This window comes from Extibacter muris (genome assembly GCF_004345005.1).
Classification (GTDB): domain Bacteria; phylum Bacillota; class Clostridia; order Lachnospirales; family Lachnospiraceae; genus Extibacter; species Extibacter muris.
Genome location: NZ_SMMX01000011.1, coordinates 1 through 26,234, shown reverse-complemented (window position 1 = coordinate 26,234; position 26,234 = coordinate 1). Strand labels below are relative to the sequence as shown.

The window sequence follows — 26,234 nt, the reverse complement described above, 5'->3', positions numbered from 1 at the left end:
TTGCCTCCTAGAATCTATAGTGGGCAAATGCTTTGTTAGCCTCTGCCATCTTGTGCATGTCTTCTTTCTTCTTTACAGATGCACCAGTGTTGTTGGCTGCATCCATAATCTCATTTGCCAGTCTTTCCTGCATCGTCTTCTCTCCTCTGTTACGAGAATATGATGTCAGCCAGCGAAGAGCAAGCGCCTGCCTTCTCTCGGCCCTTACTTCTATCGGCACCTGGTATGTCGCGCCACCGATACGTCTTGCCTTTACCTCAAGTACTGGCATGATATTATTCATTGCTTCTTCAAATACTTCGATAGCCGGTTTGCCAGTCTTTGCCGCCACTCTATCGAATGCACCATATACAATCTTCTGCGCTACGCCTTTCTTGCCGTCTAACATGATGTTGTTGACAAGCTTTGTAACCACTTTGTTGTTGTATAATGGATCCGCTAATACGTCTCTTTTTTGAGTATGTCCTTTACGTGCCACGGTCCTTCCCTCCTTAAACATGATTGTGTATCAGATACACTGATTAATTCATCGGTACTCACATGTGTCTTTCTGATGATACTGTGTAGTGCAGCGGGACACCTTCTATATAACCCGCAACTTACTTGATCATAGTTCTGTTTGTGATAACGATTTTAGCTACTACTTAGAATCTTTTGGTCTCTTGGCACCGTATTTAGAACGTGCCTGTCTTCTCTTGGCAACACCTGCTGTGTCAAGCGTACCTCTGACGATGTGGTATCTGGTACCTGGAAGGTCCTTTACTCTTCCTCCACGGATAAGAACAACGCTATGCTCCTGAAGGTTGTGTCCTTCACCTGGGATGTAGCTTGTTACTTCGATACCGTTAGAAAGACGAACTCTGGCGATTTTTCTGAGCGCTGAGTTAGGCTTCTTTGGAGTAGCAGTCTTAACAGCTGTACATACGCCTCTCTTCTGAGGAGCAGATACGTCTGTGGCTCTCTTCCTCAAGGAGTTGTATCCTTTCTGAAGTGCCGGAGCTGTAGACTTCTTTACAGATGTCTGACGACCTTTCTTTACTAACTGGTTAAATGTTGGCATTCCTTTCACCTCCTACGATTTTAAATAAGTTGCGATTTGCATTATATGCATAATGGCGCACAAAAATACAATGCATCTTTGTGCACGCTAGAATATTTTATTATGATTAAATGGAAAAGTCAAGGATTTTAGCGAAAAAACGTGTTTTCTTTGAAGGATTCGACGTCCGGATCGTATGCCGGTCCGTATCCGACGCTTTCTCTTACAATGAGCGCAGGCTGGAACACGATGCATTTTCTTGCACCTACGCCGCTCTCCACCTCGTCGATGAGCTGCTTTACGCTTTCCACTCCCATCTCATAGATCGGCTGTTTGACCGTCGTCAGGGGTACGTCCAGAATTTCCGAAAAAAAGATATCGTCATACCCAATCAGCGACATGCCTCCCGGCACAGATATCCCTCTTTTCTTCAGGCTGTTATAGACACCATAGGCGGACATGTCATTGAATGCAAATACCGCGCTTATCTCCTTGCCCTCAAAAAAATCCACTGCGCCTGCGCCGCTTTCCCGGTCATAATTGCCTTCATAGATAAATTCATCCCGAAAGGAGATGTGGTATTCTTCCAAAGCTTTCTTATATCCTTTCAGTCGTTCCATAGAGTCTTCCAGGCCGCTTGGCCCTGTCACACATCCTATCTTTCTATGTCCGTGCCCTAAGAGATACTTTACAGCCGCATATCCCCCCTGCTTATGATCTACGATGACCGAACTGCAGTCTGCCTCTTCCAGATACCGGTCGATCATGACAAATGGTATCTTCAGCTTCTTCAGCAGCTGGATGCTCTCTTCTGTCTTTTTCTTGTCACTGTCTCTGGCCATGCAGAACAAGATTCCGTCGATCCCTTTATTTGCAAGCACTTGTATGTAGGACATGTCACGCTCATGCTTATCGTTGGTATTACATAGAATCAGGTTCCACCCCTGGCTGCGGCAGGAATCCTCCACCCCTTTTGCCAGCGTAGAGAAAAACACGTTGCTGACGTCTGATATGATCAGGCCGATCGTCTGCGTGCGCTTCTTAACCAGGCCTACCGCAAGCTGGTTCGGATGATAGTTCAATTCTTCAACGGCATCCAATATCTTGTTCTTCGTACTCCTGGGAATCTTATCCGCTTTATTATTCAGGACCAGGGATATCGTCGTGACCGAAAAACCTGTGTAATTTGCAATGTCCTTAATTGTCGTTCTCAATGTTCATACCCTCACCAAACTATTATTTTTCTGCTTATATACAGACGGGCAGAGCCTCGCAAAAGTTCCGCGACCCTGCCCTATACGTACAGTATACCTTATTGAACATTAGTAGTTCAATAAGTATGCCATATTTTTCCATTTTGGGGTTACAGGAATCGTTTTAATATTTTTATATATTGTAGATATTTTTCTATTTCGACGTATTCGTTTGGCTTGTGTGCCATTTCGGGCTGGCCGGGACCGAAGAGGAGGACCGGGGTGGACGGTATTCCTTTTGCCAATATGGAGGCGTCGGTAAAATAGTTGATTCCTATGGGTTCTTTTGACAGGCCGGCCAGCTTCAGCTCCCACTGGAGCTTTTTGAGCCACGGGCTGGCTGCCGGTATCTCGATGGCCTGCCTGTCGTTTTGTATGTGCACTTCCACTTCCAGTTCTCCGTCTGTCTCCTGCCTGTAGCCTTCGATGATCTTCTGCAGCCACTCGCCGGCCATCCATGTGGTAATGCCCGGAACCACCCGGATATCGAGCATAAACTCCGCTGTGTCCGGCGTCATGTTGGGGACTATGCCGCCTTCTGCCTTCGTGATCTGGCAGGTCGGGGAACCGAGGAGGCCATGGCTGTGTTCTTTCAGCTTCCTTTTCAAATCCTGGAATATGCGGATTCCATACTCTACCGCATTGATTCCCTGTTCCGGGTATGCGCCGTGGCTTGTCCTTCCGTGCAGCTTCATCTGCAGCCATATGCAGCCCTTCTGAGCCGTTCCGGGCTGCAGGCCCGTCGGTTCGCCGATAAGGAGCAGCGCAGGTTCGCCAAGCGTCTGCACTTCCAGAAGATGTTTCGCCCCCATTCCGTTCTTTTCCTCATCACACGTACCACAGAAATATATCGTGCGGGAGGGTACATATCCTTTTTCCTTCATACTGCCCAGGACATAAGCCATAGCCGCCAGGCCGCTCTTCATATCGCTGGCACCTCTGGCATAGATACAGCCATTTTTCTTCGACGGCACAGACGGATCTGTCTTCCACTCTCCTATCTTGCCATAGGGCACCGTGTCCAGATGCCCGTTCCAGATAACTGTTTCTTTCGACTTTCCTTCCAGGACTCCCACTACGTTCGCATGTCTGCTGTCGATGTCCTGGACCACCGCGCTGACTCCGCATTCCTTCAGGAAATCACGAAGGAATATCGCCAGCGCCTTTTCGTTATCCTTACCGTTGACCGTAGGGATTTTCAATACTTCCATTAAGAATGTCTCTGCATCATACTTCATCTGCGTCTCCTGTCTATGCTGAAAACGCCTGCTGCCATCGGCAGCAGACGTCGTATTATCAATCCGTCAGCCATCCCGCGATTCCCTGCCAGATCTGATTGTAATCCTCCCATTCGCAGAACTTTGGCGGAGCCCAATGGGGGGCACAATCTCCTGTAAATACCGCGCTCCTCCCCTTTCCGTATGTACCAAATGCGATAAATGGATCCCCTTCGACTGTAGCTGCCACAAAAGCTTCCGGCCTGGCAATCGTCTTATTGTAGCCAAGCACCTCCGGCCATTCCGTCCGAATCCCTTTCAGCGCTTCGTGCTCCCTTACGGTAACCGGACGCACGCCTTCGCAGTGCTCCATCCGGTCATCTACCGTCAGCACTTCCACCGGAAGGACCTCCTGGACGGGGGTGTCGTGCCATTTTCCTTTGGCATCCACACCGGAGAAGGTAAGATACCCCCCTATCATCAGCAGGGCTCCGCCTTCCATGACATAGTCTCTGATAACCTCTGCCCGGTTCGGCCTCTTCTCGCTCTTCGTGAACGTAGCCGCCGGAAGCAGAAGAGTATTTGCTCCGATATCGGAAAGGATCACGCAGTCATACGCATCCAGCTCCTCCACTGTAAATGGAAACTGCTCCGCAGCTATATGGTTCGGAAGGAAATCCACTTCATATCCGCCTTCTTTAAGTGCCGCAACCAGCCACTTCTCCCCCGTTTCATATACGGATGTATAAAAACTGTCAAATCCTTTCACATGGGTCGTGTAGCTCATCCATGATTCTCCGGCTAATAATACTTTCTTCATTATAATGTACCGCCTTTCTATATGATATCGTACATGGGCAATTCTCCGATCCCCATACTTTTCTTTGTCTGAAATTTGCTTACCCAGTATCCGGCTCTGCCTCCCAGGCGCAGATACCTTTTTTCAAATGATACGAGCTTTCCGTTGGTCAGCACGTATACTGCGTACTTCCGTTTCGGGTCAACGACAGTGATATTGGCGTAAGCGCCGATGCCCAGATGTCCGTACCGGCTTCTCCACTCTTCGTTTCTTGTCCTGCGTGCCAGCAGTTTCGCAGGATTGCAGGTCATCAGTGCAACCGCGTCCATTTTACTCAGAACTTTATGCTCTGCAAGTTCCAGCAGGCAGGGGATATTATCCCTCGTATCTCCGAAGCCCTTCATCGTAGACTGGTTCTGGCCATCTGACACCGCAATCGTAACAATATGCTCTGCCAGAGCTTCCAGTGCCATCTGCCTTGCAGGTTCTGTCATCTTCAGCCCTTCTCTGCATCCCCCGCCTTCGCGCAGCATTGTCGTCACGAACTCTCCACTCACCTCTTCCTGCCTGCATAAGCCGATCACCTGCTTCATCGCCCAGACAGCTTCTCCGTGCCTGCCACAGCCTGCAGCATTGGCATGTCCCAGATGAAGGTGCCTGCCTTTTGCCATATCGAACAGATGCATCGTGTGATCGATATCCTGCGTGTGGGAGGTAAACAGCAGGTGGGCCTTATCGGTAAGAGTGTAAAGCTGCAAGATCTTCTCGTCCGGGAGCAGGAAGTGCCCCATATGTTCCTTGATACCCACCGTGTATTGGGCCGTATGATTGACGATGCTGTTATGGCTCAGCTTCCTTTCCTTCTCTTCCTGTCCCAACGTACCTCTGAATAGTTCAACCAGTTCCTCTTCCTTTAATCTCGTTCCGAGAACGTTTGCCGCTCCGAGAAACACTCCCACGTTGAGAGGCAGGCCTCTGTCCATCTCTGCTCCTAAGAGAGCCGGTGCCATGAAGGTATTGCCTGCTCCCGGGGAAAGGGCTGTCGTAACCCCGTCCTCAGCAGCGCCATATGCCGTATTCGTATGTATTTCGAAGAGGTCGCTCACATGCAGGTGCATATCTATCAATCCCGGCCATATCTCCAGGCCGGCACAGTCTATGACACAGTCTCCCTTTTCCACGGCTGCCTTATCACACACTTCAAGTATCCGGTCATCTTCTATTACAATGTCCTTCACTTCTTCTATACCATTTGAAGGATCAATGACAAGACCATTTTTCAGTATTGTATGCCTTGTACTAGTTCCACGCCTGTCCATTTTTCTCACTTCCCTTATTCTGCAGATTCTGCCCACTCCAGAATCAGATTCGCATAAATTTTAATTGCGTCAAGGTACTGCTCCACCGTGACATATTCGTTGACCGCATGGCATTGTTCCAGCGATCCCGGCCCATACTGCAGCGTCGGGCACCCTACGATATTGTGCCATGTCCTGGAGTCGCACCCTGCCGGCGAACCTGCCAGTTTTACTTCTCTGCCGGTGGTTTTCCTATATGCATCTTTAAATGCCCCGACAAACGAATGTCCCAATTCCATCTCAAATGGATTGCCCGTCTGGTATACGCTGATCTTAGGCTTATGGTCTTTCAGCCATTCGTCTCCTTCGCAGCATCTGAGAATGGCCCCGGTATATTCCTCAACTACCTGCTCATGGCTCATCAGATTCGGGAGGTAGTGGACACAGGTCTTAAAGCAGCAGTAATCTGGTATGGTCGAGCCGGCCTCTCCGCCGTAGATAACGCCCACGTTGCTTGACGGCGGCGGCAGAAGAGGGTGCTTATATTCTAGCAGCCAGCGGTGCTCCAATTCATTGATGGCATTCATCAGTTTTCCCGCTTTTTCTATTGCATTCACCCCTGCCAGCTTCAAGCCGGAATGGACTGCTATCCCTTCTATCTCGACCTGGAAGAATACCCATCCCATATGTGCCACGATCAGCTCATAGTTCGTAGGCTCGCACACCACGACCGCATCGGCTTTCACACCGCTCATCGCCGCACACAGGGATCCGTTCCCCCCGCCTTCTTCGTCACATACGGACGCATATTTTACAGTGACGGGCAAGCTTATGCCTGCATCTTTCAGAAGCGCTGTGGCCATTACGGACGCCATAAGCCCTGCCTTCATGTCCGCCACGCCAAGGCCGGTAATTCTATTGTCTATCACTGCCGGGCTCAGGGGCGGTATGCACCAGTTTTCTTCGTTCTCCGCAGGCATATGGTCAATGTGGCCGTTAAACAGGATCGACCGCTTAGACTTTCCCGGAAAGCTCGCGTAGACATTGTAGCGGTTCTCATAATTATGCCCCGTATTCCCTTCCCTGTACTGCTCTTTGCATTTCACGATACTGTCTTCTTTCAGCGGGTCCTTTACCACTTCACCTGCACCAAGCTCATGGAACAGGTCCGCCATGAAGTCCTGCCCTTCCGCCTCCAGGCCGCCCTCGATGCCGTGGCCGATATCATGCGTATCGATGGAGACAAGTTTCAGTAGATAATCTATATACTTCTGTTTATTCTCTTCTAATGCTTTTTCTATGCTTTTGTTCATCACGTTCCTCCTTACGTGCAATCATCCGGTATATGCCTTCTGCCAGCCTTCGGTGCCCTTCTTTATCGAGATGGATTCTGTCAAGATTCCCCGCGCGTGCAACCGTATCCACATTCAGGAACTGCCATCCGCGCCTCGATGCCAGACTCTGATAACATGCGGCCAGCCTCCTGCTCTTTTCTTCTGCCCCTCTTCCAAATTCACGGTAGAAAGGGCTCTTTTCCAGTCCGCGCAGCACCGGCGGTGCCGCAAGTATGATGTGCGCCCCGGCATGTTCAAATACTTCCGCCACCTTTTCCATCCCTTGCCCGATATCGTCCACTTCTGCGCCGTACTCGTCTTTGCAGTCATTCGTTCCGAGCATGACGACCGCTATATCAACGGGCGCATGTACCAAAGCGCACACGTTCGCCTCTTCCAGCCCGTTTACATAGGGCTCCGTTGTGCTGTCGAAACAGGTCGTTCTGCCGCACAGTCCATTCTCTGCCACCCGGTACCCGGCACCCAGCTTCTTGCTTAAGATGCCCGGGTAACGCTCTTCCCAAATGAGCCTGCCATCTGTCTCGGGCCGGTATCCCCATGTATTCGAATCCCCATAGCACAGCACCTGCATCATGGCGCCGTCACTTCTTTATAACGTTTTACAAACTCCCGGGCGTTCAAGATATCTTTGCCCAGCCCTATGCTGTCTGCAATCTGTCCGATTCCGGGGCGTTTTATCTTGCTTTGGCGTAATATGTCATCGTCGCTGAATATGTCACGGACGTTTCCGTCTTTTATGATCTTTTTATTGGCCATAGCGACAACACGCTCAAAGTTATTGGCTGCAAATTCCATATCATGGGTGATGGTCACTACGCCGATCTCTATTTTCTCCAGCTCCTCAAGCACCCGCGTCAGCACCTTGATTCCCGTCAGGTCCTGGCCGGCTGTAGGTTCGTCCAGAATAATGTACTGCGGCTTTGTTGCCAGGATGGCTGCAATCGTTACAAACTTTCTGGTCACATATGGGATCTCAAAAGGGTTCATCTTTAAGTAAGTCTCTATCTCCAGTAATTCTGCAACCTCTTTTACCCTCTTATCCACTTCCTTTTCAGCCATCTTATAGTACTTAGGCATGTACGCTATCTCTGCATATACGGTCTGGTTAAATATCTGGTCATCAGGATTCTGGAATACGTATCCCACCTGCCGCGCTATCTGGGCAGTCGTATAATCTTTCGTATTCCTTCCTTCTACAAGTACATCTCCCTTACATGGCTTATGCAGCCCATTCATCATTTTCACGGCCGTCGTCTTGCCCGCGCCATTCTGCCCTACTATCGCAACTCTTTCTCCCCTTTTCACAATAAGGTTTAGATCGTCATTCGCTAAAAATCCATTCGGATACTGGAAACTGGCATTTCTCAACTCAATTTGATTCATATCCGACATCCCCCTTCCGCAAAAGGTCTATGCACTCTTCTGTGGTAACCGGCACCTTAGGAAGTACAATGCCGTTAAGTCTTAATTCCCGCTCTAATATAACCGCCTGCGGCAGCATGGTTCCATGCTCCAGAAGTTCCAGATCGCTCAATACGGTTCTGGCATCCCCTTTTTTCAGCAGCCTGCCTTTCTGAAATACCAGTACCTCATCCGCATATTCCGCAATAAGGTCCACCTTATGCTCCACCAGAATAATCGTCTTCCCCTGCTCCTTCAGCATGTGTATAATCTCGAAAATGCGTTCCGTTCCTTCCGGGTCGAGCTGGGAGGTCGGTTCGTCTATTACAAATATATCTGAATCCATGGCTATGATCGATGCAAAAGCCACCCTCTGCCTCTGCCCGCCGGACAGCCGGTTCGGGTCGTTCAAAAGCAGCTCTTCTATCTTCAGGAGTTTCGCTACCTCGATGACCTTCTCTATCATCTGGGCTTTTGGGACTCCCAGGTTCTCAAGCCCCAGCGCTATCTCTTCAAACACCGTCTTCCTGACGCCGCTGATCTGGGTAAATGGATTTTGAAAGATATACCCCATCTTCGTAGACAGGATATCTACATCGATTTTTCGGATATCCTCACCGTTTATCGTCATATCTCCGAGTAGTTTACCGTTATAGAAATGTGGGATTAGACCCCGCAGCAGATTACAGAATGTCGTCTTTCCTCCGGCATTTTCGCCGATGACCCCATAAAACTTTCCAAGCTCCAGCGAGCAGGATATGTTCTGAAGCGCCGGCTCCTTCATAAGCGGATATGTATAAGTGACCTCGTTCAATTCTATATAAGCCATAAAACTATCCTCCCTGTTACCAGTCCTACAAAAGCAAGGTCGAATAAGATAACAACAGCTTTCTCCCCTATGGACACCTCCGGAAGCTCCGACAGAAATGTGTGTGCAACGGGTGCTGAAAAAGCCCTGGCATCCATAGCAATGGATTTCTCTTCCGTGCTGGATATCGCGTTGAGCACGAGCGGCCCCATAACCGGTATGTAAGCCTTCGCCCGTTTCAGAAGGTTCCCTTCTGTCTCAATACCCCTTGCTTTTTGTGATTCCATAATGACCTGTGCATTCTGCTTTAGATCCGTAATTGTCTGAAACGATGACAAGATGACGAATGATACCATATGTGATACGCCCTTTTTTTCCAGGGCATATGTAAATTCATCCATCGGCGTCGTCTTGACGAACAATATAAACGCCCCGCTGAAAGCCAGAACGAGCGATACGATGTTAAGCCCTGACTGTATGCTTTCCGTCGACACGCAGATTCCCCACAGCCTGAACAGGACATGCTCTCCCGGCGCAAACGCCGCTTTTACGACAAACAGGAATACACCGAATAAAAGCAGCACTTTCCAGTACAAGGAAAAGAAAGAGCGGAAGCAGCCCGCTGCAGCCGAAAACAGCACAAACAATATTACCATTCCAAAACCATAATAATAATTCTGGACGATAAACGGAGATAACCCCAGTACCAGCATTAGATTTACCTTGCTCATAGGGTTCAGGTCTCTTATCACGTTACCTGTCCTTTTTGGATTCATATACTGTTTTGTAAAATCATAATCCATATAATCTTCCTCCTTTTGGAAAGGTTGCAGCCATATGCCTTATGGCTGCAACCATATATTACTGCTCTTCTTTGATGAAATGTTTTCCATTTGGAAGCTTTACAACAAAACGTGCGGGCATAGCCTTTAAGACAAAGAATATGATAATCAGGCAGATAATTTTATCAATCAGCTCTGATGACAGCTCACTTACAAAGGTAGCCGGAAGTACATCCCAGCCCGCTGCCATGAGGGTGGTTACAATTACGCTGGCCCCTGTTCCGACAAATCCGCCATATAATATGGCTGTAATCGGAACGGCAATGCAGGTACTGATAATTGCTATGATCACACCATTGACCGGCGCCTTCCAGAACTTGGAGAACATCTGTTTTTTTGCCAAAAATGAACCGAGAAAACCAAACAGCACGCCTATGATCGTGTACGGCAGAAGTGTCGGCAGCGATATGGCATTGATCAATCCGCATCCCAATCCCACCAGTGCTCCGGGAACTCCCCCGCATAAAGCACCTACGACGAACGTTCCGATGCTGTCTAGAAACACAGGCAGCTTCAGCAGAACCGCAAGCTGTCCGCCCACTACGTTAACTGCAATACCAATTGGAATCAAAAAAATAGTTAACTTGTTAAATTTCTTCATGATTTTCCTCCTCTTACATTGACTTTTCTCTCATTGTTGCGTAAATACGTTCGGTAAACCGTTTTACCAAATGTCTTAGCAACATCATACTTTACAAATGTAAAAGTGTCAATCGTCATATTTCGACGATTTATATGGTATATTTTTGTTAATTGTCACAATTCAAACTTTTATTTTCTCTATTTTCACCAAAATAAAAATTGATTTTTGTGCATAACGCATTTTATTAAATCGCTTTACCTAATACAGAAAAAAAGGGCCGGCTCTTACGCCAGCCCCAGAACATCCGCTATAGCCCCCATCTCCTCCAAAGCGACATCTATGAGGTCGTCCAGGCTGAGTCCGGTAAATTCTATCATTTCCATATAATCTCTGTTTGCTCCCGCCGCAAAGCGCATCTCATTAAAGCGTTTCATCACGGACTTATGCTTTACGCTGGCAATCTTCTTGTCCGGATATATCTGAGCGACCGCTTTAACAAAACCGCTCATCGGATCCGCCGCCAGCACCGCGTACTGAAGCTTCGTCTTCGCCTTCATGCCACACTTCGGATTGTGTGCCTTGATAGCGTCAAACAGCACCGGATCGTCAATCCCCTCTTTTTTCAGTATCTCCACGGAAGTCGGTCCATGTACGCTTATATCATTCTTCCAGTCGCACCGTTCCTCATCAAGATCATGAAGTAGCCCGACGATTCCCCAGTATTCCACCTCGTCCGGGGCCAGACGCTTGGCAAGCCCTTTCATGATTGCCTCCACGGCATAAGAATGCGTAATATAATTATCACCTTTCATATATTTCATCAAGATATCGTGTGCCTGCTCTCTGTTCATTATGGTCGTCCTCCTTTTGTACTCATATGCCATATATTCTAACACACCATAAAATAATTGTGAATATGTACTTTTTTATGATTTTGCGGTTGCCACATCTCTTTGCTCGTGCCGGAAAGCGTCATGACGTACGTCCTTGTAATCATCCTGCCCTTCTCCGCCTTCCTCATCGGCGGATACGACGGCTTCTACGGGCCGGGAACAGGTACCTTCCTGATCATTGCTTTTACCATATTTGCAAAGCTCAGCATCAAGACCGCCAACGCGCAGGCCAAAGTCATCAACCTGACTACCAACATAACTTCGCTCATCGTCTTTCTTCTCAACGGCCAGGTCATGATTCCGCTCGGTCATGCCGCTGCCGCCTGCAATATGCTCGGCGGCTATATCGGAGCGGGCCTCGTCATGAAGAATGGGACGAAGGTCGTAAAGCCAAGTATATTACTCGTGCTTGCGCTGCTGGCGCTTAAAGTGATGGGAAGCGGCAGCTGACTATGCCGGCGGCTGTCAGCCGCTTCCTTCATTCCAGGTCAGATGCTGTGAACATTCTCCTGCGGAATCTCAATGTCTTCCTATGGTTCTCCACTGAGAAACAGGTTAACCTCTACAACGCTCTCCGGTACGGTATCATATTTCATCTCTGCGTCTCCGGACAGCTTCAAGCAGTTCTTCTACCTTCTCATCCTCTTCTTTTAACACGCAGGAAAAAAAGACCAGACGCCCCATGTTGCGAAGCGTCTGGTCTTATTATAATTATTTTTTCTATTACTCTTCCGGAACTATGATAAGGTCCTTCGTGAAGTTGTTCAGCACTTCGCATCCGTCCTCTGTAATGATTACGAGGTCTTCGATACGTACGCCGATACCCTCTTCCTGGATGTAGATTCCCGGTTCGACAGAGAAGCATTGTCCCACCTTGATGATATCTTCATTGACAGAAGACACATCACCGAATTCATGGTCTTCCAGACCGATGGAATGTCCGGTCCTATGTGTAAAATACTGTCCAAAGCCTTTTTCTTCGATATAGTTTCTCGCTGCCAGATCCACATCACACATCCTGTTTCCTGGTTTTGCTGCTTCGATACCACGTCTGTTGGCTTCTACGACGATGTCATAGATTTCCTTTGCACGGTCGGACACTTCGCCGATAAATACGGTTCTCGTCATGTCAGACGCATAGTTGTCCTTGAATGCACCGATATCAAGCACTACGCAGTCGCCGCGTTTCCCTTTTGAATCATCCGTTACATGGTGCGGATCTGCCGCTCCCTTTGCATATGCTGTAATCGGATCGAAGGATACGTCCTCACAGCCGAGCTCTTTGTAGATTTCACGGATTTTAGCGTTCAGCTCTCTCTCCGTAAGTCCTTTGGATACCCATGGAATCAGTTTTTCCATAGCGATATCGTTCAGTCTGGAGGATTCCCTCATCAGTTCCTGCTCGCCTTCATCCTTAATCATACGGATGTAGTCGACGATAGGAGAGCCGTTTACAAATTTGCTTCCGCCGCCCAGTTCCTGAAGGCGGATCAGGAATTTTGCAGGCCATGTCTTGTCAATTCCCATCACCTTGTCTTTTTCAACAAATCTGCTCATGATCTCAACACCGTCCTCGATGTCATCATACCACACGATGTCTACCCCAAGATCTTTTTCCTGTGGGAACAGCTTATTGATCATCATCTTATGATTACCGTTCACATTCAGATACAATGCAAGTAATCTTTCCCCTGGATGAATCCATGCTCCTGTCAGATAGAAGATGGCTACCGGGTCAGATATGATCATCTGAGGGACTCCATTTTCTTCCATTGACTTTAAAACTCTTGATACTTTGTTCTGGTCCATATTTTCCCCAACCTTTCATTATATATTCGGCATTAAAACCGGCAGCTGTACACTACCGGTTTCAACTAGCTTCATTATATTATCTTGCATAGAAAAAGTCAATCTACTTCGTCTCGTCCATCGACTTCATACCACAGCTATGGGCACAGCCGCTGCAGCCGCAGCCGCAGGAACCGCCCGCCTTTTTCTTCTTCCACATGCTCCGTACGATCAGGACGATGATTCCGAGGACGACAAGCCCTACCGCTCCTGTTGATAAAACACTGCTGATTGCTGCCAATGCCATAATATCTCCTTCTTTCTGCTTATGCTTTTGCCTTGCGGGCATTTACGCTGGATACGTTCGCTTTCAGCGAAGAGCTCTCCTTATACGGCCTGAACAAAAGATACAGGAATCCAGCCAGCACGATTACTGCCGCCACTGTGCCTATTCCGAATCCGCCACCTGTAAAGAGGCTCCCGAACTGGAACACGCAGAGAGATACCGCATAAGCAAGTATCGTCTGGTATCCAATTGCAAACCAGAACCATCTGACATTGTTCATCTCCCGCTTGATAGCGCCCATAGCGGCGAAGCAAGGTGCGCACAGAAGGTTGAACACGAGGAACGAATATGCCGCGACAGCGGTCATGCTGGACGCAAGCGTTCCCCATACTTCTGCACCGTCTTCCGCCACTTCCGCAAAGCCGTAGAGAATACCGAAGGTTCCCACGACATTTTCTTTCGCCACGAGACCCGTGATCGCTGCGACTGCCGACTTCCAGTCTCCCCATCCAAGAGGAACGAACAGCCAGGCAAGGCCGCGGCCGATGCTTGCAAGCAAGCCGTCGCTTAAATCTTCTACCATTCCAAAATGACCATCCACAAATCCAAAGCTGGATGTGAACCATATGAAGACAGTAGAAAGCAGGATGATAGTTCCCGCTTTTTTGATAAAGGACCACCCACGCTCCCACATGCTTCTGAGCACATTTCCGACCGTAGGCATATGATATGCCGGAAGCTCCATAACGAACGGTGCCGGGTCTCCGGCGAACATCTTCGTCTTCTTCAATATGATGCCCGAACAGATAATAGCTGCAATCCCTACAAAATAAGCACTTGGCGCAACCCAGGAAGCTCCGCCGAACAGGGCACCTGCAATGAGCGCTATGATAGGCAGCTTTGCCCCGCATGGGATAAATGTAGTAGTCATGATAGTCATCTTCCGGTCACGGTCGTTTTCAATCGTCCTTGACGCCATGATGCCTGGCACTCCGCATCCGGTACCGATAAGCATCGGTATGAACGACTTTCCTGAAAGGCCGAACTTGCGGAATATTCTGTCCATGATAAACGCGACTCTTGCCATATATCCACATGCCTCAAGAAATGCAAGGAATATGAAAAGCACGAGCATCTGCGGCACAAATCCGAGAACCGCTCCTACACCTGCAATGATACCATCCAGGATAAGACTTTGCAACCACGGTGCACAATGGATAGCATTCAGCCCATTTTCTACGATAACAGGTATGCCCGGCACATCTACCAGCCCGAACAGCTTCCATCCTTCGCCAAATACACCGTCATTTGCCCAGTCCTTCGCCCATGTACCAACCGTAGACACAGATACATAATATACAAGCCACATGACGGCTGCAAATATAGGCAGCGCGAGCCATCTGTTTGTCACGACGCGGTCTATCTTATCCGACGTGGACAGCTTCTCCTTGTTCGCTTTTGTAAGGCTTTCTCCTATGATAGAGGTTATGTAGTCATATCGCTCGTTTGTGATGATGCTCTCAGAATCATCATCCATATCTTTCTCTGCTTTTTCAATGATCGAAAATATGTCCGGCACATGCTTCATCTGCTCTGCAATCTTGTCGTCGCGTTCAAACAGCTTCACTGCATAGAATCGCTTCTGTTCTTCCGGAATGTCTCCGCCCAGCATCGACTCGATCTCATCCAGGACCGCCTCTACTTCCTGAGAAAATTCATGTACCGGCATTGCCGGCTGCCTGCTCTGCGCCGCTTTTACCGCTTTCCCGGCTGCTTCTTCGATTCCCTCTCCCCTCAGCGCAGAGATTGCCACGACCGCACAGCCGAGCTTTTCTCCCAGTTTTCTCGTATCGATGGCATCGCCTGATTTTTTGACCACATCCATCATGTTGACTGCCATTATAACGGGGATTCCCAGCTCCATAAGCTGGGTCGTCAGATACAGGTTGCGCTCCAGGTTCGTCCCATCCACGATATTCAGAATGGCATCCGGGCGCTCTGTAATCAGGTAATTTCTTGCAGTCACTTCCTCAAGCGTATATGGTGACAGGGAGTAGATTCCCGGCAAGTCCATTATGACTACTTCTTTATTGCTCTTAAGCTTGCCTTCCTTCTTCTCAACCGTAACCCCCGGCCAGTTCCCTACGAACTGGTTTGAACCGGTCAGTCCATTAAACAACGTCGTCTTGCCGCTGTTTGGATTTCCGGCAAGTGCTATCTTGATTCCCATCTCTATTCCTCCTGCTATGTCTTATTCGCCAATCGCTATTCTTCCCGTTACTTTACCTCTATCATCTCTGCATCAGCCTTACGCAGCGACAGTTCATACCCGCGAACGGTAACTTCAACCGGATCGCCTAGAGGGGCTACTTTTCTGACAAACACTTCCGTCCCTTTCGTAATTCCCATGTCCATAATCCGCCTTTTAACCGCTCCCTCACCATGAAGCTTTACTACCGAGACCGTCTGATTACATCCGATACTTCTCAATGTGCGCATTCCCTTCGTTCCTCCTAAACCATGATCTTATTTGCTATTCCCTTGCTGACTGCAACTCTGGATTCCTTTACCTGGACGATAATATTGCCTCCGTTCACCGATACGATCTTCACCTCTTCACCGGTTACGAATCCCAGGCTCTCCAGGAACTTCCTCACCTCGTTCTGGCCTCCTACACGTTTGATTGACGCAGTCTCGCCCGACCCAAGCATTGTCAGTGGCATCATGATCACTCCTTTTTATCCACATTATAGCTGTACCGCCATCTCCTTCTTGACCAGTTCCAGATCCTCCAGAAGCTGTACGGTACGGTATACAGTTGCAATGCCAAGTTTCTTGTCTATCTGCTTTGCGGCAAAATAGATTTCCTTGCAGGAAGAATGCTCATTGCCCAATATCACTTCCAGCAGCATCTTTCTCTGGCTCGTAATCCGATACCCATTCTCTTTCAGACGTTTCATTATCTCCTGCAGACGTTCTTCCTGACTCATATTATCACTCCGGCATTTGTTGATATTGATTATCATTTACATTGGTATTATATTCCTTATGAGAATCTTTGTCAACAACATATTTGATAACTTTTATCAATAAGGTGCAGGGCACCCTTGTTTTAGGGCAAAAAAAGAATGTGCCCGTGCACATTCTTAAATCTTTCTTCGTACCGTGTCTACTCTACCGACATTTGTTCCCGGATATCGTTCAGCCATTCGCCATTGTATTTAAAATATCTGGGCCCGGCAACAGACCATTTTGAATTTGACAGCTTTGCTGCAAGCGCGGATAAAGACCATAGCTTATCTTGATACTCGACTTGTCTGTCATTGGCAACTTTACATGTAATGCCACTATTGACATTTGCGCTAGTCCAAAATTCAAGGATAGAATCCGGCTGTATATTGCACATAGAAAAACGAAATGGAGCCAGTCTCTCTTTGTGCTCAGCTTCAATTTCTTCTGCCATCTCTTCCGCCTGCTCTTCGGAAACAGTCGGCTCTATTTTCTTTAGCTTATCTGTACATCCGTGCATTTCTGCAATTGCTTCCAAGATACTGTACGCGTCCTCCGGCGGCATGGCATAAAACTCTCGCACTCTTTTTTTTCCCTGCGAAAGTCTCAATAGACCGAAGGTTAGGGTTCAATTTATCAATAATACTGTGGATCTTCATATCGGAAAGCCGGGAGTTGACCTCATAGGTAGCATATACCCGAAATGCAAATGGAATACATTCACTTCTGTTAAGCTGTTTCAATCTTTTCTGAACATCATCCGCATAGCCGATCTTTACGTACTCTTCAAAGGAAGGGTTCGTTAAGATATAGATATATCCACATGTATCACTCATTTTTCTCTCCTTTTTATGAAACAAAATGTAACTACTGCAATTATAACCTTTTCGCTTGATCGTATCAATACAAAGATGCGGGAACGCCGTCCCCACATTACGCCGTAATGCTCCTGGGGCCTGCGTTCCCGCATCTTCTTATTCCCGTTCTATTCTTCTGCTTCGACGAATTCTTCCGCTTCTTCCGGCTCTTCATCGAACATAAGCTCATCTTCCATGGACAGTTCCGTATCCAGCCGTACATCACGGTATTTCCTCATGCCGGTACCGGCCGGGATATGCTTGCCGATGATGACATTTTCTTTCAGGCCGATAAGCGGATCGATCTTGCCCTTGATAGCCGCTTCCGTAAGAACCTTCGTCGTCTCCTGGAAGGACGCTGCGGACAGGAAGGAGTTGGTAGCAAGGGATGCCTTTGTGATACCGAGCATGATCTGCTCTCCTGTCGCCGGCTCTTTGCCTTCTTCCGCAAGCTTTTCATTCACATCTTCAAAATCAAGGATATCGACCGACGTCCCTGGCAGGAATTCAGCATCTCCCGCCTCTTCGATGCGGACTTTCTTGAGCATCTGGCGCACGATGACCTCGATATGCTTGTCGTTGATCTCAACGCCCTGCAGACGGTATACCCGCTGTACTTCCTGTATCATGTAATCCTGGACGGCGCGCAGGCCTTTTATCTTAAGGATATCATGAGGATTGACGCTTCCTTCCGTCAGTTCATCTCCCGCCTCAAGCTCTGCTCCGTCCTGTATCTTGATTCTGGAGCCGTAAGGGATAAGATATGCCTTTGACTCGCCGGTCTCGTTATTCGTCACGATAATCTCACGCTTCTTCTTCGTGTCATTGATAGCAGCCGTACCTGCAAATTCCGTAATGATTGCAAGACCTTTCGGCTTTCTTGCCTCGAACAGCTCCTCGACACGTGGAAGACCCTGCGTGATATCATCACCGGCCACACCTCCTGTATGGAAGGTACGCATCGTAAGCTGGGTACCAGGCTCACCGATAGACTGTGCAGCGATGATACCTACCGCCTCACCGACCTGTACCGGCTCTCCTGTCGCCATATTTGCCCCGTAGCACTTCGCACACACGCCGCTGTGTGATTTACATGTGAGAATCGTACGGATCTTGATCTTCTTGAGTTCTCCGCCCTTCTCATCAACACCTCTTTTGATGATGAGCTCAGCCCTCTTTGGCGTCACCATATGGTTCGCCTTCACAAGTATATTGCCGTCTTTGTCGACGATGTCCTCGCAGAGATAGCGTCCTGTGATACGCTCCTGGAGGCTTTCAATCTCTTCATTTCCATCCATGAATGCTTTTACATACATTCCTGGAATCTCGGCACCTTTCTTCGCACAGTCGACCTCGTGGATAATGAGCTCCTGCGACACGTCGACAAGACGTCTTGTCAGGTAACCGGAGTCCGCCGTACGCAGAGCCGTATCTGATAGACCTTTACGTGCACCGTGCGCAGACATGAAGTATTCCAGTACGTCAAGCCCTTCACGGAAGTTTGACTTGATAGGCAGCTCGATCGTACGTCCTGTCGTATCTGCCATAAGGCCACGCATGCCCGCAAGCTGCTTGATCTGCTTGTCGGAACCACGGGCTCCGGAATCTGCCATCATGAAGATATTGTTATATTTGTCAAGCCCGGACAGCAGCGCCTCGGTCAGAGAATCGTCCGTCGCTTTCCACGTCTCTACGACTTCCTTGTAACGCTCTTCTTCTGTTATAAGGCCGCGCTTGTAGTTCTTCGTAATCTTATCCACCGTATCCTGTGCCTGCTGGATCATCTCCGGTTTCTGCGGCGGTACGGTCATGTCTGAGATAGATACTGTCATTGCCGCCCTTGTAGAATATTTGTAGCCGGTGGACTTGATGGCATCCAGCACTTCCGCCGTGGCTGTGGCGCCATGTGTGTTGATGACCTTCTCAAGAATCTGTTTCAGCTGTTTCTTTCCTACGTGGAAGTCTACTTCAAGCAGCAGCTCATTTCCTTCTGCCTCACGGTCAACAAAGCCAAGATCCTGAGGAATGATCTCATTGAAGATAAACCGGCCGAGGGTAGACTCGATCGTCTCCGTCTTAACCTCTCCGCCCGGCAAAGCCTTCGACATACGGACTTTGATGCGTGAATGAAGCGTGATTGCATTATTTTCATAGGCGAGTATCGCCTCGTTTACGCTCTTGAATACCTTGCCTTCTCCTTTTGCCCCAGGCCTTTCCTGGGTCAGGTAGTAGATGCCGAGTACCATATCCTGTGATGGAACGGCAACCGGTCCCCCGTCAGAAGGTTTCAGCAGGTTGTTCGGTGACAGGAGGAGGAACCGGCATTCTGCCTGAGCCTCCACCGAGAGCGGAAGATGGACCGCCATCTGGTCGCCGTCGAAGTCGGCATTGTAAGCAGTACATACCAAAGGATGAAGCTTGATTGCCTTGCCTTCCACAAGAATCGGCTCGAATGCCTGTATGCCGAGTCTGTGGAGCGTAGGGGCACGGTTCAGCATGACCGGATGCTCCTTGATGACATCTTCCAGTACATCCCACACTTCCGGCTGCAGCCTCTCCACCATTTTCTTCGCATTTTTGATATTGTGCGCCGTGCCGTTCTGTACAAGCTCCTTCATTACAAAAGGCTTGAACAGCTCTATCGCCATCTCTTTAGGCAGGCCGCACTGGTATATCTTAAGTTCAGGCCCTACTACGATAACAGAACGGCCTGAATAATCGACACGTTTGCCGAGCAGGTTCTGACGGAAACGTCCCGACTTGCCCTTCAGCATATCGGAAAGCGACTTCAGCGCCCTGTTGCCCGGTCCCGTGACCGGACGCCCGCGGCGGCCGTTGTCGATAAGCGCGTCTACCGCTTCCTGCAGCATCCTCTTTTCATTTCTAACGATAATGTCCGGAGCGCCAAGTTCAAGGAGCCGTTTCAGACGGTTGTTCCTGTTGATGATCCTTCTGTAAAGGTCGTTTAAGTCAGATGTGGCAAACCGTCCGCCGTCCAGCTGTACCATAGGACGAAGATCCGGCGGTATCACCGGGATTGCGGTCATTATCATCCACTCCGGCTTATTTCCGGATTCACGGAACGCCTCTACTACTTCCAGACGCTTCACGATCCTGGCCCGCTTCTGGCCGGTAGCCCCCTCGAGCCCCGCCTGAAGCTCTTCATATTCTTTGTCGAGGTCTATAGATTCCAGAAGCTCTTTGATCGCCTCCGCTCCCATACCTACCCGGAACGCACTTCCCCAGGATTCTCGCGCTTCCTGATACTCCTGTTCGGACAGCACCTGCTTATACTGCAGGTCTGTCTCTCCCTTATCGAGTACGATATAAGATGCAAAATACAGCACCTTCTCCAGCGTTCTCGGGGACAGGTCGAGGATAAGCCCCATACGGCTCGGAATACCTTTAAAATACCAGATGTGTGATACAGGGGCGGCAAGCGCGATATGGCCCATACGCTCACGGCGCACGCTTGCCTTTGTAACCTCAACGCCACACCGGTCACATACGACTCCTTTGTAACGGATCTTCTTATATTTGCCGCAGTGGCATTCCCAGTCCTTGCTCGGTCCGAAGATCTTCTCACAGAATAGTCCGTCTTTCTCCGGTTTCAGTGTTCTATAGTTAATGGTCTCAGGCTTTGTCACTTCTCCTCTGGACCAGTCTAATATCTTATCGGGTGATGCCAGACCGATTTTGATAGCATCGAAAGTCATTGGCTGATATGATTGTTCATTACTGTTTATAGGCATACAGGCACCCCTTCCTATTCTTCATCTATATCCATTGCAAATTCTTCAGTTTCTTCAAATTCCACGTCGAAGTCGTCTTCCTCTGCCTCTTCTTCCACATCCACAAGCTCTTCTCCCTGGAATTCCTGTTCTGTATAACCCTTTGCACCGAGGTTATCTTCCTCGCGGTAGTTTCTGTCGCCTTCAATGAGAGAATGGAAGTCCGTCTCACCCATATCTACCGTCTCCATGATTTCAACTTCTGTGTTGTCATCACGCAGCACACGTACATCCAGGCCGAGGGACTGGAGCTCTTTGAGCAGTACCTTGAATGATTCCGGTATGCCCGGCTCCGGGATGTTCTCTCCCTTGATGATCGCCTCATACGTCTTGACACGGCCGATGACATCATCCGACTTGACAGTCAGGATCTCCTGCAGCGTGTAAGATGCGCCGTACGCCTCAAGCGCCCACACCTCCATCTCTCCAAAGCGCTGGCCGCCGAACTGGGCTTTACCGCCGAGCGGCTGCTGTGTGACGAGGGAGTAAGGGCCTGTCGAACGGGCGTGGATCTTGTCATCAACAAGATGGTGCAGCTTCAGGTAATGCATGTGTCCAATCGTAACCGGGCTGTCGAAGAACTCCCCGCTTCTTCCGTCGCGGAGGCGGACCTTTCCGTCTCTCGATATCGGGACACCCTTCCAAAGTTTCCTGTGTTCACGGTTGTCTGACAGATATTGCAGCACTTCCGGGAGCAGATCTTCTTTATGCTTCTTCTCAAATTCTTCCCAGCTCAGGTTGACATAATCATTGGCAAGGTCCAGAGTGTCCATAATGTCAATCTCGTTCGCACCGTCGAATACCGGTGTCGCTATATTAAAGCCAAGAGCCTTCGCTGCCAGAGACAGGTGGATTTCGAGCACCTGACCGATGTTCATACGTGAAGGCACGCCAAGCGGGTTCAGAACGATGTCCAGCGGACGTCCGTTCGGAAGGAACGGCATATCTTCCACTGGAAGCACACGGGAAACGACACCCTTGTTACCGTGGCGTCCCGCCATCTTGTCACCGACAGATATCTTCCTCTTCTGCGCAATATAGATACGTACTGCCTGGTTTACGCCCGGAGACAGTTCATCACCGTTCTCTCTCGTAAATACCTTCGCATCTACGACGATACCATATTCGCCGTGAGGTACTTTAAGGGACGTATCCCTAACTTCACGCGCCTTCTCACCGAAGATCGCACGGAGCAGCCTCTCTTCTGCGGTCAGTTCGGTCTCTCCTTTTGGAGTCACCTTGCCGACGAGGATATCGCCTGCGCGCACCTCAGCGCCGATACGGATGATTCCTCTCTCATCCAGATTCTTAAGCGCATCGTCGCCGACGCCAGGGATATCACGGGTAATCTCTTCCGGCCCGAGCTTCGTATCGCGGGCTTCCGCCTCATATTCTTCGATATGGACAGAGGTATACACGTCATCCTGCACGAGACGTTCGCTCAGGAGGACCGCATCCTCGTAGTTATAACCTTCCCATGTCATAAAGCCGATAAGCGGGTTCTTGCCAAGCGCCATCTCACCGTTGGATGTTGACGGTCCGTCTGCGATTACGTCGCCTGCTTCCACCCGGTCCCCTTTGAATACGATCGGCCGCTGGTTGTAGCAGTTGCTCTGGTTGCTCCGAAGGAACTTGGTGAGCTTATATCTCTTGAGCGTATTGTCATCCTGACGGATCGTTATCTCATTGGAAGTAGAGCGTTCCACCACGCCTGCTGCTTCTGCCACCATACATACGCCGGAGTCAACGGCAGCTTTTTCTTCCATACCTGTTCCGACTACCGGAGACTCGGTCATGAGAAGCGGAACTGCCTGACGCTGCATGTTGGAACCCATGAGCGCACGGTTGGCATCATCATTTTCCAGGAAAGGAATGAGCGCCGTGGCGACAGAGAATACCATCTTCGGAGATACGTCCATATAATCAAATCTGGTCCGTTCATATTCCTGCGTCTCTTCGCGGTAACGTCCGGATACGTTCTTATGGATAAAATGTCCCTCCCCGTCCAGAGGTTCGTTCGCCTGTGCCACGTGGTAATTATCCTCTTCATCCGCGGTCATATACACGACTTCATCCGTAACGACCGGATTATCCGGGTCTTCATGGCTGATCTTGCGGTATGGGGCTTCTACAAATCCATACTGGTTGATTCTCGCATATGTCGCAAGAGAGTTGATCAGTCCGATGTTCGGACCTTCCGGCGTCTCAATCGGGCACATCCTTCCGTAATGTGAATAGTGGACGTCACGCACCTCGAAGCCGGCACGGTCTCTTGACAGGCCACCTGGCCCAAGTGCAGACAGACGTCTCTTGTGGGTCAGCTCGCCGAGCGGGTTGTTCTGGTCCATGAACTGTGACAGCTGTGAAGATCCGAAGAATTCCTTCACTGCAGCCGTGACAGGCTTTATATTAATCAGAGACTGCGGGGATATCCCCTCCAGATCCTGTGTGGTCATTCGTTCGCGGACAACTCTTTCGAGTCTTGACAGGCCAATCCTGTACTGGTTCTGCAATAACTCTCCGACCGCGCGGATACGTCTGTTGCCAAGATGGTCGATATCATCATCATTGCCCAGGCCGTATTCCAGATGGATGTTATAGTTGATCGATGCCAGAATGTCTTCCTTCGTAATATGCTTTGGAATCAAGTCATGGATATCCCTCTTGACAGCATCCTTCAGTTCATCGATATCGCCTGCCGTCTCTTCCAGAAGCGTCTCCAGTACCGGATAATACACAAGCTCGGTAACCCCTACCTCTTTCGGGTCGATGTCTACGATGGATGCAAGGTCGACCATCATGTTAGAAAGAACCTTGATATTGCGTTCTTCCTCCGGTCTTTCGATCCACACGAACGGAACCGCTGCATTCTGGATAGCGTCAGCGATTTCTCTCGTTACTTTGGTCCCTTTTTCCGCCACAAGTCCGCCGGTCAATGCATGTTTGACATCTTCGGCGAGCACATGGCCTGTGATGCGGTTCTTCAGGGCAAGCTTCTTGTTGAATTTATAGCGGCCTACTTTGGCCAGGTCGTAACGTCTCGGGTCGAAGAACATGCTTGTGATAAGGCTTTCCGCACTGTCTACCGCAAGAGGCTCTCCCGGGCGGATCTTCTTGTACAGTTCCAGCAGGCCTTCCTGGTAGTTTGTCGCAGCATCCTTTTCAAAGCTTGCAAGAATCTTCGGCTCCTCGCCGAACAGCTCGACAATCTCAGGGTTGGTACCGATTCCCAGAGCACGGACCAATACAGTAATCGGCACCTTTCTTGTTCTGTCTACACGCACATAGAAAACGTCATTGGAATCCGTCTCGTACTCAAGCCATGCACCTCGGTTCGGGATGACCGTAGATGAATACAGCTTCTTTCCTACCTTATCATGCGCAATCGCATAGTAGATTCCGGGTGAACGTACTAACTGGCTGACAATTACACGTTCCGCCCCATTGATGACGAACGTTCCGGTACTTGTCATCAGCGGCAGGTCACCCATAAAGATTTCATGCTCATTGATTTCATCGGTTTCCTTGTTGTGAAGCCGTACTCTTACTTTCAAAGGCGCCGCATAGGTGGCGTCGCGCTCTTTGCATTCTTCAATCGTGTACTTCACATCATCCTCGCACAATGTAAAATCAACAAATTCCAGGCTGAGATGGCCGCTGTAGTCGGCAATCGGGGAAATATCATCAAATACTTCTTTTAACCCTTCATCCAGAAACCACTGGTAGGAATCTTTCTGGACTTCGATCAGGTTAGGCATCTGAAGAACTTCTTTTTGCCTGGAATAGCTCATGCGTGAACTTTTTCCGCTTTTGATAGGACGAATTCTGTTTTTCTCCATATTGACGTTTCACTCCTCATATATTTTTTGGGTGGGCTACGAGTTGCCCATAACATACAACTGATTCAGTGAAACCGCTTGTTCAAGCCATTTCACGCGGTATCATGGCATAACTTTCCACAATAGCGCATTTTTTACTATACCACATAGAATTTGGGCTTGTCAACTAAAATCTGTAAAAAAGGCGGCATTCCTCAGTTCCTATAAATTCTGCAACATATTTCTTCATATCCTTCTTCCTCCTTCGTATAACTGACACATCGGTCAAATCGTAGTACAATATCCTAAGCTATGCCAACAAACTGAACACAAACCGTCTTTATTTTACTCAATCAGGATGCACTGCTTCTAGTTATTCTCTTCTTCTACGATAAAACTCTTGGACAGCCTGAAAACTCAAGAATGATTATTACCGTTCCTCAGTGCAACAAAAGCAGCCCCGCCGTCTTTCCGAAGTTTTTACTTCATCAGAAAGCGGCAGGGCTGAATCGTCCTGTCCACGATATTATTTTGTCAGCACAGAGGACACCGCGGCTTTCCAGCCGCTGTATTTCTTTGTCCTTACGTCCTCTTCCATCTTCGGCTCATATTTTACCCGTTTCAATCTGTCAAAGATGCTTTCATCCCACACACCGAGGGCAAGCCCTGCCGCGTACGCCGGGCCGATGCCCGACAGCTCCTCCGAATCCGGCACCTGTACCGCCGCCTCTGCGATGTCGCTCTGGAACTGCATCAGGTACCGGTTCCTCGTCGGCCCTCCGTCCACACGCAGCTCTTCCACCTTCACCTGTGCATCTTCGCTCATCGCTTTCACGATGTCCGTTATCTGGTAGGCGATGCATTCCACGCCTGCCCTTACCACTTCCGCTTTCCCTGTCGTGCGCGTCATCCCTACGATGGCCGCCGCCGCATGGCTGTCCCAGTACGGCGCCCCAAGCCCCGAGAATGCCGGGACGAGGTACAGGCCGTCGTCCTGCACCGCCTCCCCCGACAGCTCCTCCGTCTCTGCCGGCGAGCTTATGAGCTTCAGGTCGTCCTTCAGCCACGTGATCACCGCTCCCGTGTAGTTCAGGTTCCCCTCCAGCACGTAGTTCACCTTCCCGCCCATGCTCCACGCAAGGGAGGTCACCACCCCGTGGGTGCTTAAGACCGGCTCCTCCCCGATGTTCATCATGA

General features: G+C 49.4%; 25 protein-coding genes. 1 reads left to right on the top strand and 24 read right to left on the bottom strand.

Features of this window, described 5'->3' with window-relative positions:
* Positions 1–7: 7 nt before the first annotated feature.
* From rpsG to E1963_RS13075, 13 genes are all read right to left on the bottom strand, one after another.
* On the bottom strand, positions 8–478 hold the full coding sequence (gene rpsG / locus E1963_RS13135; protein ID WP_207669408.1) for a 30S ribosomal protein S7: 471 nt from the start codon (positions 476–478) through the stop codon (positions 8–10).
* Between the two features lie 162 nt (positions 479–640).
* Positions 641–1,060, bottom strand: a complete 420-nt coding sequence (gene rpsL / locus E1963_RS13130; protein WP_049728728.1) for a 30S ribosomal protein S12 — start codon at positions 1,058–1,060, stop codon at positions 641–643.
* A 128-nt stretch (positions 1,061–1,188) separates the two neighbouring features.
* The gene (locus E1963_RS13125; protein WP_132278671.1) at positions 1,189–2,253 is read right to left on the bottom strand and encodes a LacI family DNA-binding transcriptional regulator; all 1,065 of its coding nucleotides are present in this window, start codon (positions 2,251–2,253) and stop codon (positions 1,189–1,191) included.
* Positions 2,254–2,402: 149 nt separating this feature from the next.
* A complete protein-coding gene (locus tag E1963_RS13120; protein ID WP_132278668.1) occupies positions 2,403–3,530 on the bottom strand; it encodes a M20 family metallopeptidase in 1,128 nt (375 codons plus the stop codon).
* Between the two features lie 58 nt (positions 3,531–3,588).
* Positions 3,589–4,332, bottom strand: coding sequence for a glutamine amidotransferase (locus E1963_RS13115; protein ID WP_132278665.1), 744 nt, complete (start codon positions 4,330–4,332; stop codon positions 3,589–3,591).
* Positions 4,333–4,346: 14 nt separating this feature from the next.
* Complete coding sequence (locus E1963_RS13110; protein ID WP_132278662.1) at positions 4,347–5,627, bottom strand: amidohydrolase family protein; 1,281 nt, start codon at positions 5,625–5,627, stop codon at positions 4,347–4,349.
* Between the two features lie 14 nt (positions 5,628–5,641).
* A complete protein-coding gene (locus tag E1963_RS13105; RefSeq protein WP_132278648.1) occupies positions 5,642–6,919 on the bottom strand; it encodes a M20 family metallopeptidase in 1,278 nt (425 codons plus the stop codon).
* Positions 6,882–7,535, bottom strand: coding sequence for a GDSL-type esterase/lipase family protein (locus tag E1963_RS13100; protein WP_132278646.1), 654 nt, complete (start codon positions 7,533–7,535; stop codon positions 6,882–6,884). The genes E1963_RS13105 and E1963_RS13100 overlap by 38 nt, the downstream gene beginning before the upstream one ends.
* The gene (locus E1963_RS13095; protein WP_132278644.1) at positions 7,532–8,344 is read right to left on the bottom strand and encodes an energy-coupling factor ABC transporter ATP-binding protein; all 813 of its coding nucleotides are present in this window, start codon (positions 8,342–8,344) and stop codon (positions 7,532–7,534) included. The genes E1963_RS13100 and E1963_RS13095 overlap by 4 nt, the downstream gene beginning before the upstream one ends.
* Positions 8,331–9,191 (bottom strand): energy-coupling factor ABC transporter ATP-binding protein, encoded by an 861-nt coding sequence (locus tag E1963_RS13090; protein ID WP_132278642.1) that lies wholly within the window; start codon positions 9,189–9,191, stop codon positions 8,331–8,333. Before E1963_RS13090 ends, E1963_RS13095 begins: the two co-directional genes overlap by 14 nt.
* Entirely contained in the window at positions 9,179–9,973 is a 795-nt protein-coding gene (locus tag E1963_RS13085) for an energy-coupling factor transporter transmembrane component T family protein (protein ID WP_132278640.1), read from the bottom strand. The genes E1963_RS13090 and E1963_RS13085 overlap by 13 nt, the downstream gene beginning before the upstream one ends.
* Before the next feature lie 58 nt (positions 9,974–10,031).
* On the bottom strand, positions 10,032–10,613 hold the full coding sequence (locus E1963_RS13080; protein ID WP_132278638.1) for a hypothetical protein: 582 nt from the start codon (positions 10,611–10,613) through the stop codon (positions 10,032–10,034).
* 266 nt (positions 10,614–10,879) lie between these two features.
* Entirely contained in the window at positions 10,880–11,446 is a 567-nt protein-coding gene (locus E1963_RS13075) for an HD domain-containing protein (RefSeq protein ID WP_132278636.1), read from the bottom strand.
* 123 nt (positions 11,447–11,569) lie between these two features.
* On the opposite strand from E1963_RS13075, the gene E1963_RS13070 reads away from it, so the two are divergent.
* Entirely contained in the window at positions 11,570–11,938 is a 369-nt protein-coding gene (locus E1963_RS13070) for a TSUP family transporter (RefSeq protein ID WP_243117723.1), read from the top strand.
* A gap of 273 nt (positions 11,939–12,211) precedes the next feature.
* Here the strand turns inward: E1963_RS13070 and E1963_RS13065 are convergent, their stop codons facing one another.
* From E1963_RS13065 to E1963_RS13015, 11 genes are all read right to left on the bottom strand, one after another.
* On the bottom strand, positions 12,212–13,297 hold the full coding sequence (locus E1963_RS13065) for a M24 family metallopeptidase (RefSeq protein ID WP_049728715.1): 1,086 nt from the start codon (positions 13,295–13,297) through the stop codon (positions 12,212–12,214).
* 103 nt (positions 13,298–13,400) lie between these two features.
* Positions 13,401–13,583, bottom strand: a complete 183-nt coding sequence (locus E1963_RS13060; protein WP_066581866.1) for a FeoB-associated Cys-rich membrane protein — start codon at positions 13,581–13,583, stop codon at positions 13,401–13,403.
* Positions 13,584–13,602: 19 nt separating this feature from the next.
* Entirely contained in the window at positions 13,603–15,792 is a 2,190-nt protein-coding gene (feoB, locus tag E1963_RS13055; RefSeq protein WP_132278634.1) for a ferrous iron transport protein B, read from the bottom strand.
* A 47-nt stretch (positions 15,793–15,839) separates the two neighbouring features.
* Positions 15,840–16,061 (bottom strand): FeoA family protein, encoded by a 222-nt coding sequence (locus E1963_RS13050; RefSeq protein WP_132278632.1) that lies wholly within the window; start codon positions 16,059–16,061, stop codon positions 15,840–15,842.
* Positions 16,062–16,075: 14 nt separating this feature from the next.
* On the bottom strand, positions 16,076–16,288 hold the full coding sequence (locus E1963_RS13045) for a FeoA family protein (protein WP_066580431.1): 213 nt from the start codon (positions 16,286–16,288) through the stop codon (positions 16,076–16,078).
* Positions 16,289–16,309: 21 nt separating this feature from the next.
* Positions 16,310–16,552: a Fur family transcriptional regulator gene (locus E1963_RS13040; RefSeq protein WP_132278630.1), complete on the bottom strand. Its 243-nt coding sequence runs from the start codon at positions 16,550–16,552 to the stop codon at positions 16,310–16,312.
* Between the two features lie 179 nt (positions 16,553–16,731).
* Positions 16,732–17,154, bottom strand: a complete 423-nt coding sequence (locus E1963_RS20705; protein ID WP_243117732.1) for a hypothetical protein — start codon at positions 17,152–17,154, stop codon at positions 16,732–16,734.
* Entirely contained in the window at positions 17,072–17,407 is a 336-nt protein-coding gene (locus E1963_RS22750) for a GIY-YIG nuclease family protein (protein WP_243117722.1), read from the bottom strand. Before E1963_RS22750 ends, E1963_RS20705 begins: the two co-directional genes overlap by 83 nt.
* Positions 17,408–17,556: 149 nt before the next feature.
* Complete coding sequence (gene rpoC / locus E1963_RS13030; protein ID WP_132278628.1) at positions 17,557–21,180, bottom strand: DNA-directed RNA polymerase subunit beta'; 3,624 nt, start codon at positions 21,178–21,180, stop codon at positions 17,557–17,559.
* A gap of 14 nt (positions 21,181–21,194) precedes the next feature.
* Positions 21,195–25,058 carry a DNA-directed RNA polymerase subunit beta gene (gene rpoB / locus E1963_RS13025; RefSeq protein WP_132278626.1) on the bottom strand — a complete coding sequence of 1,288 codons (3,864 nt, stop codon included), beginning with the start codon at positions 25,056–25,058 and terminating at the stop codon, positions 21,195–21,197.
* Positions 25,059–25,563: 505 nt separating this feature from the next.
* Positions 25,564–26,234 (bottom strand): FGGY-family carbohydrate kinase (locus E1963_RS13015; RefSeq protein WP_243117721.1); only part of this gene is annotated, 671 nt, incomplete at its 5' end.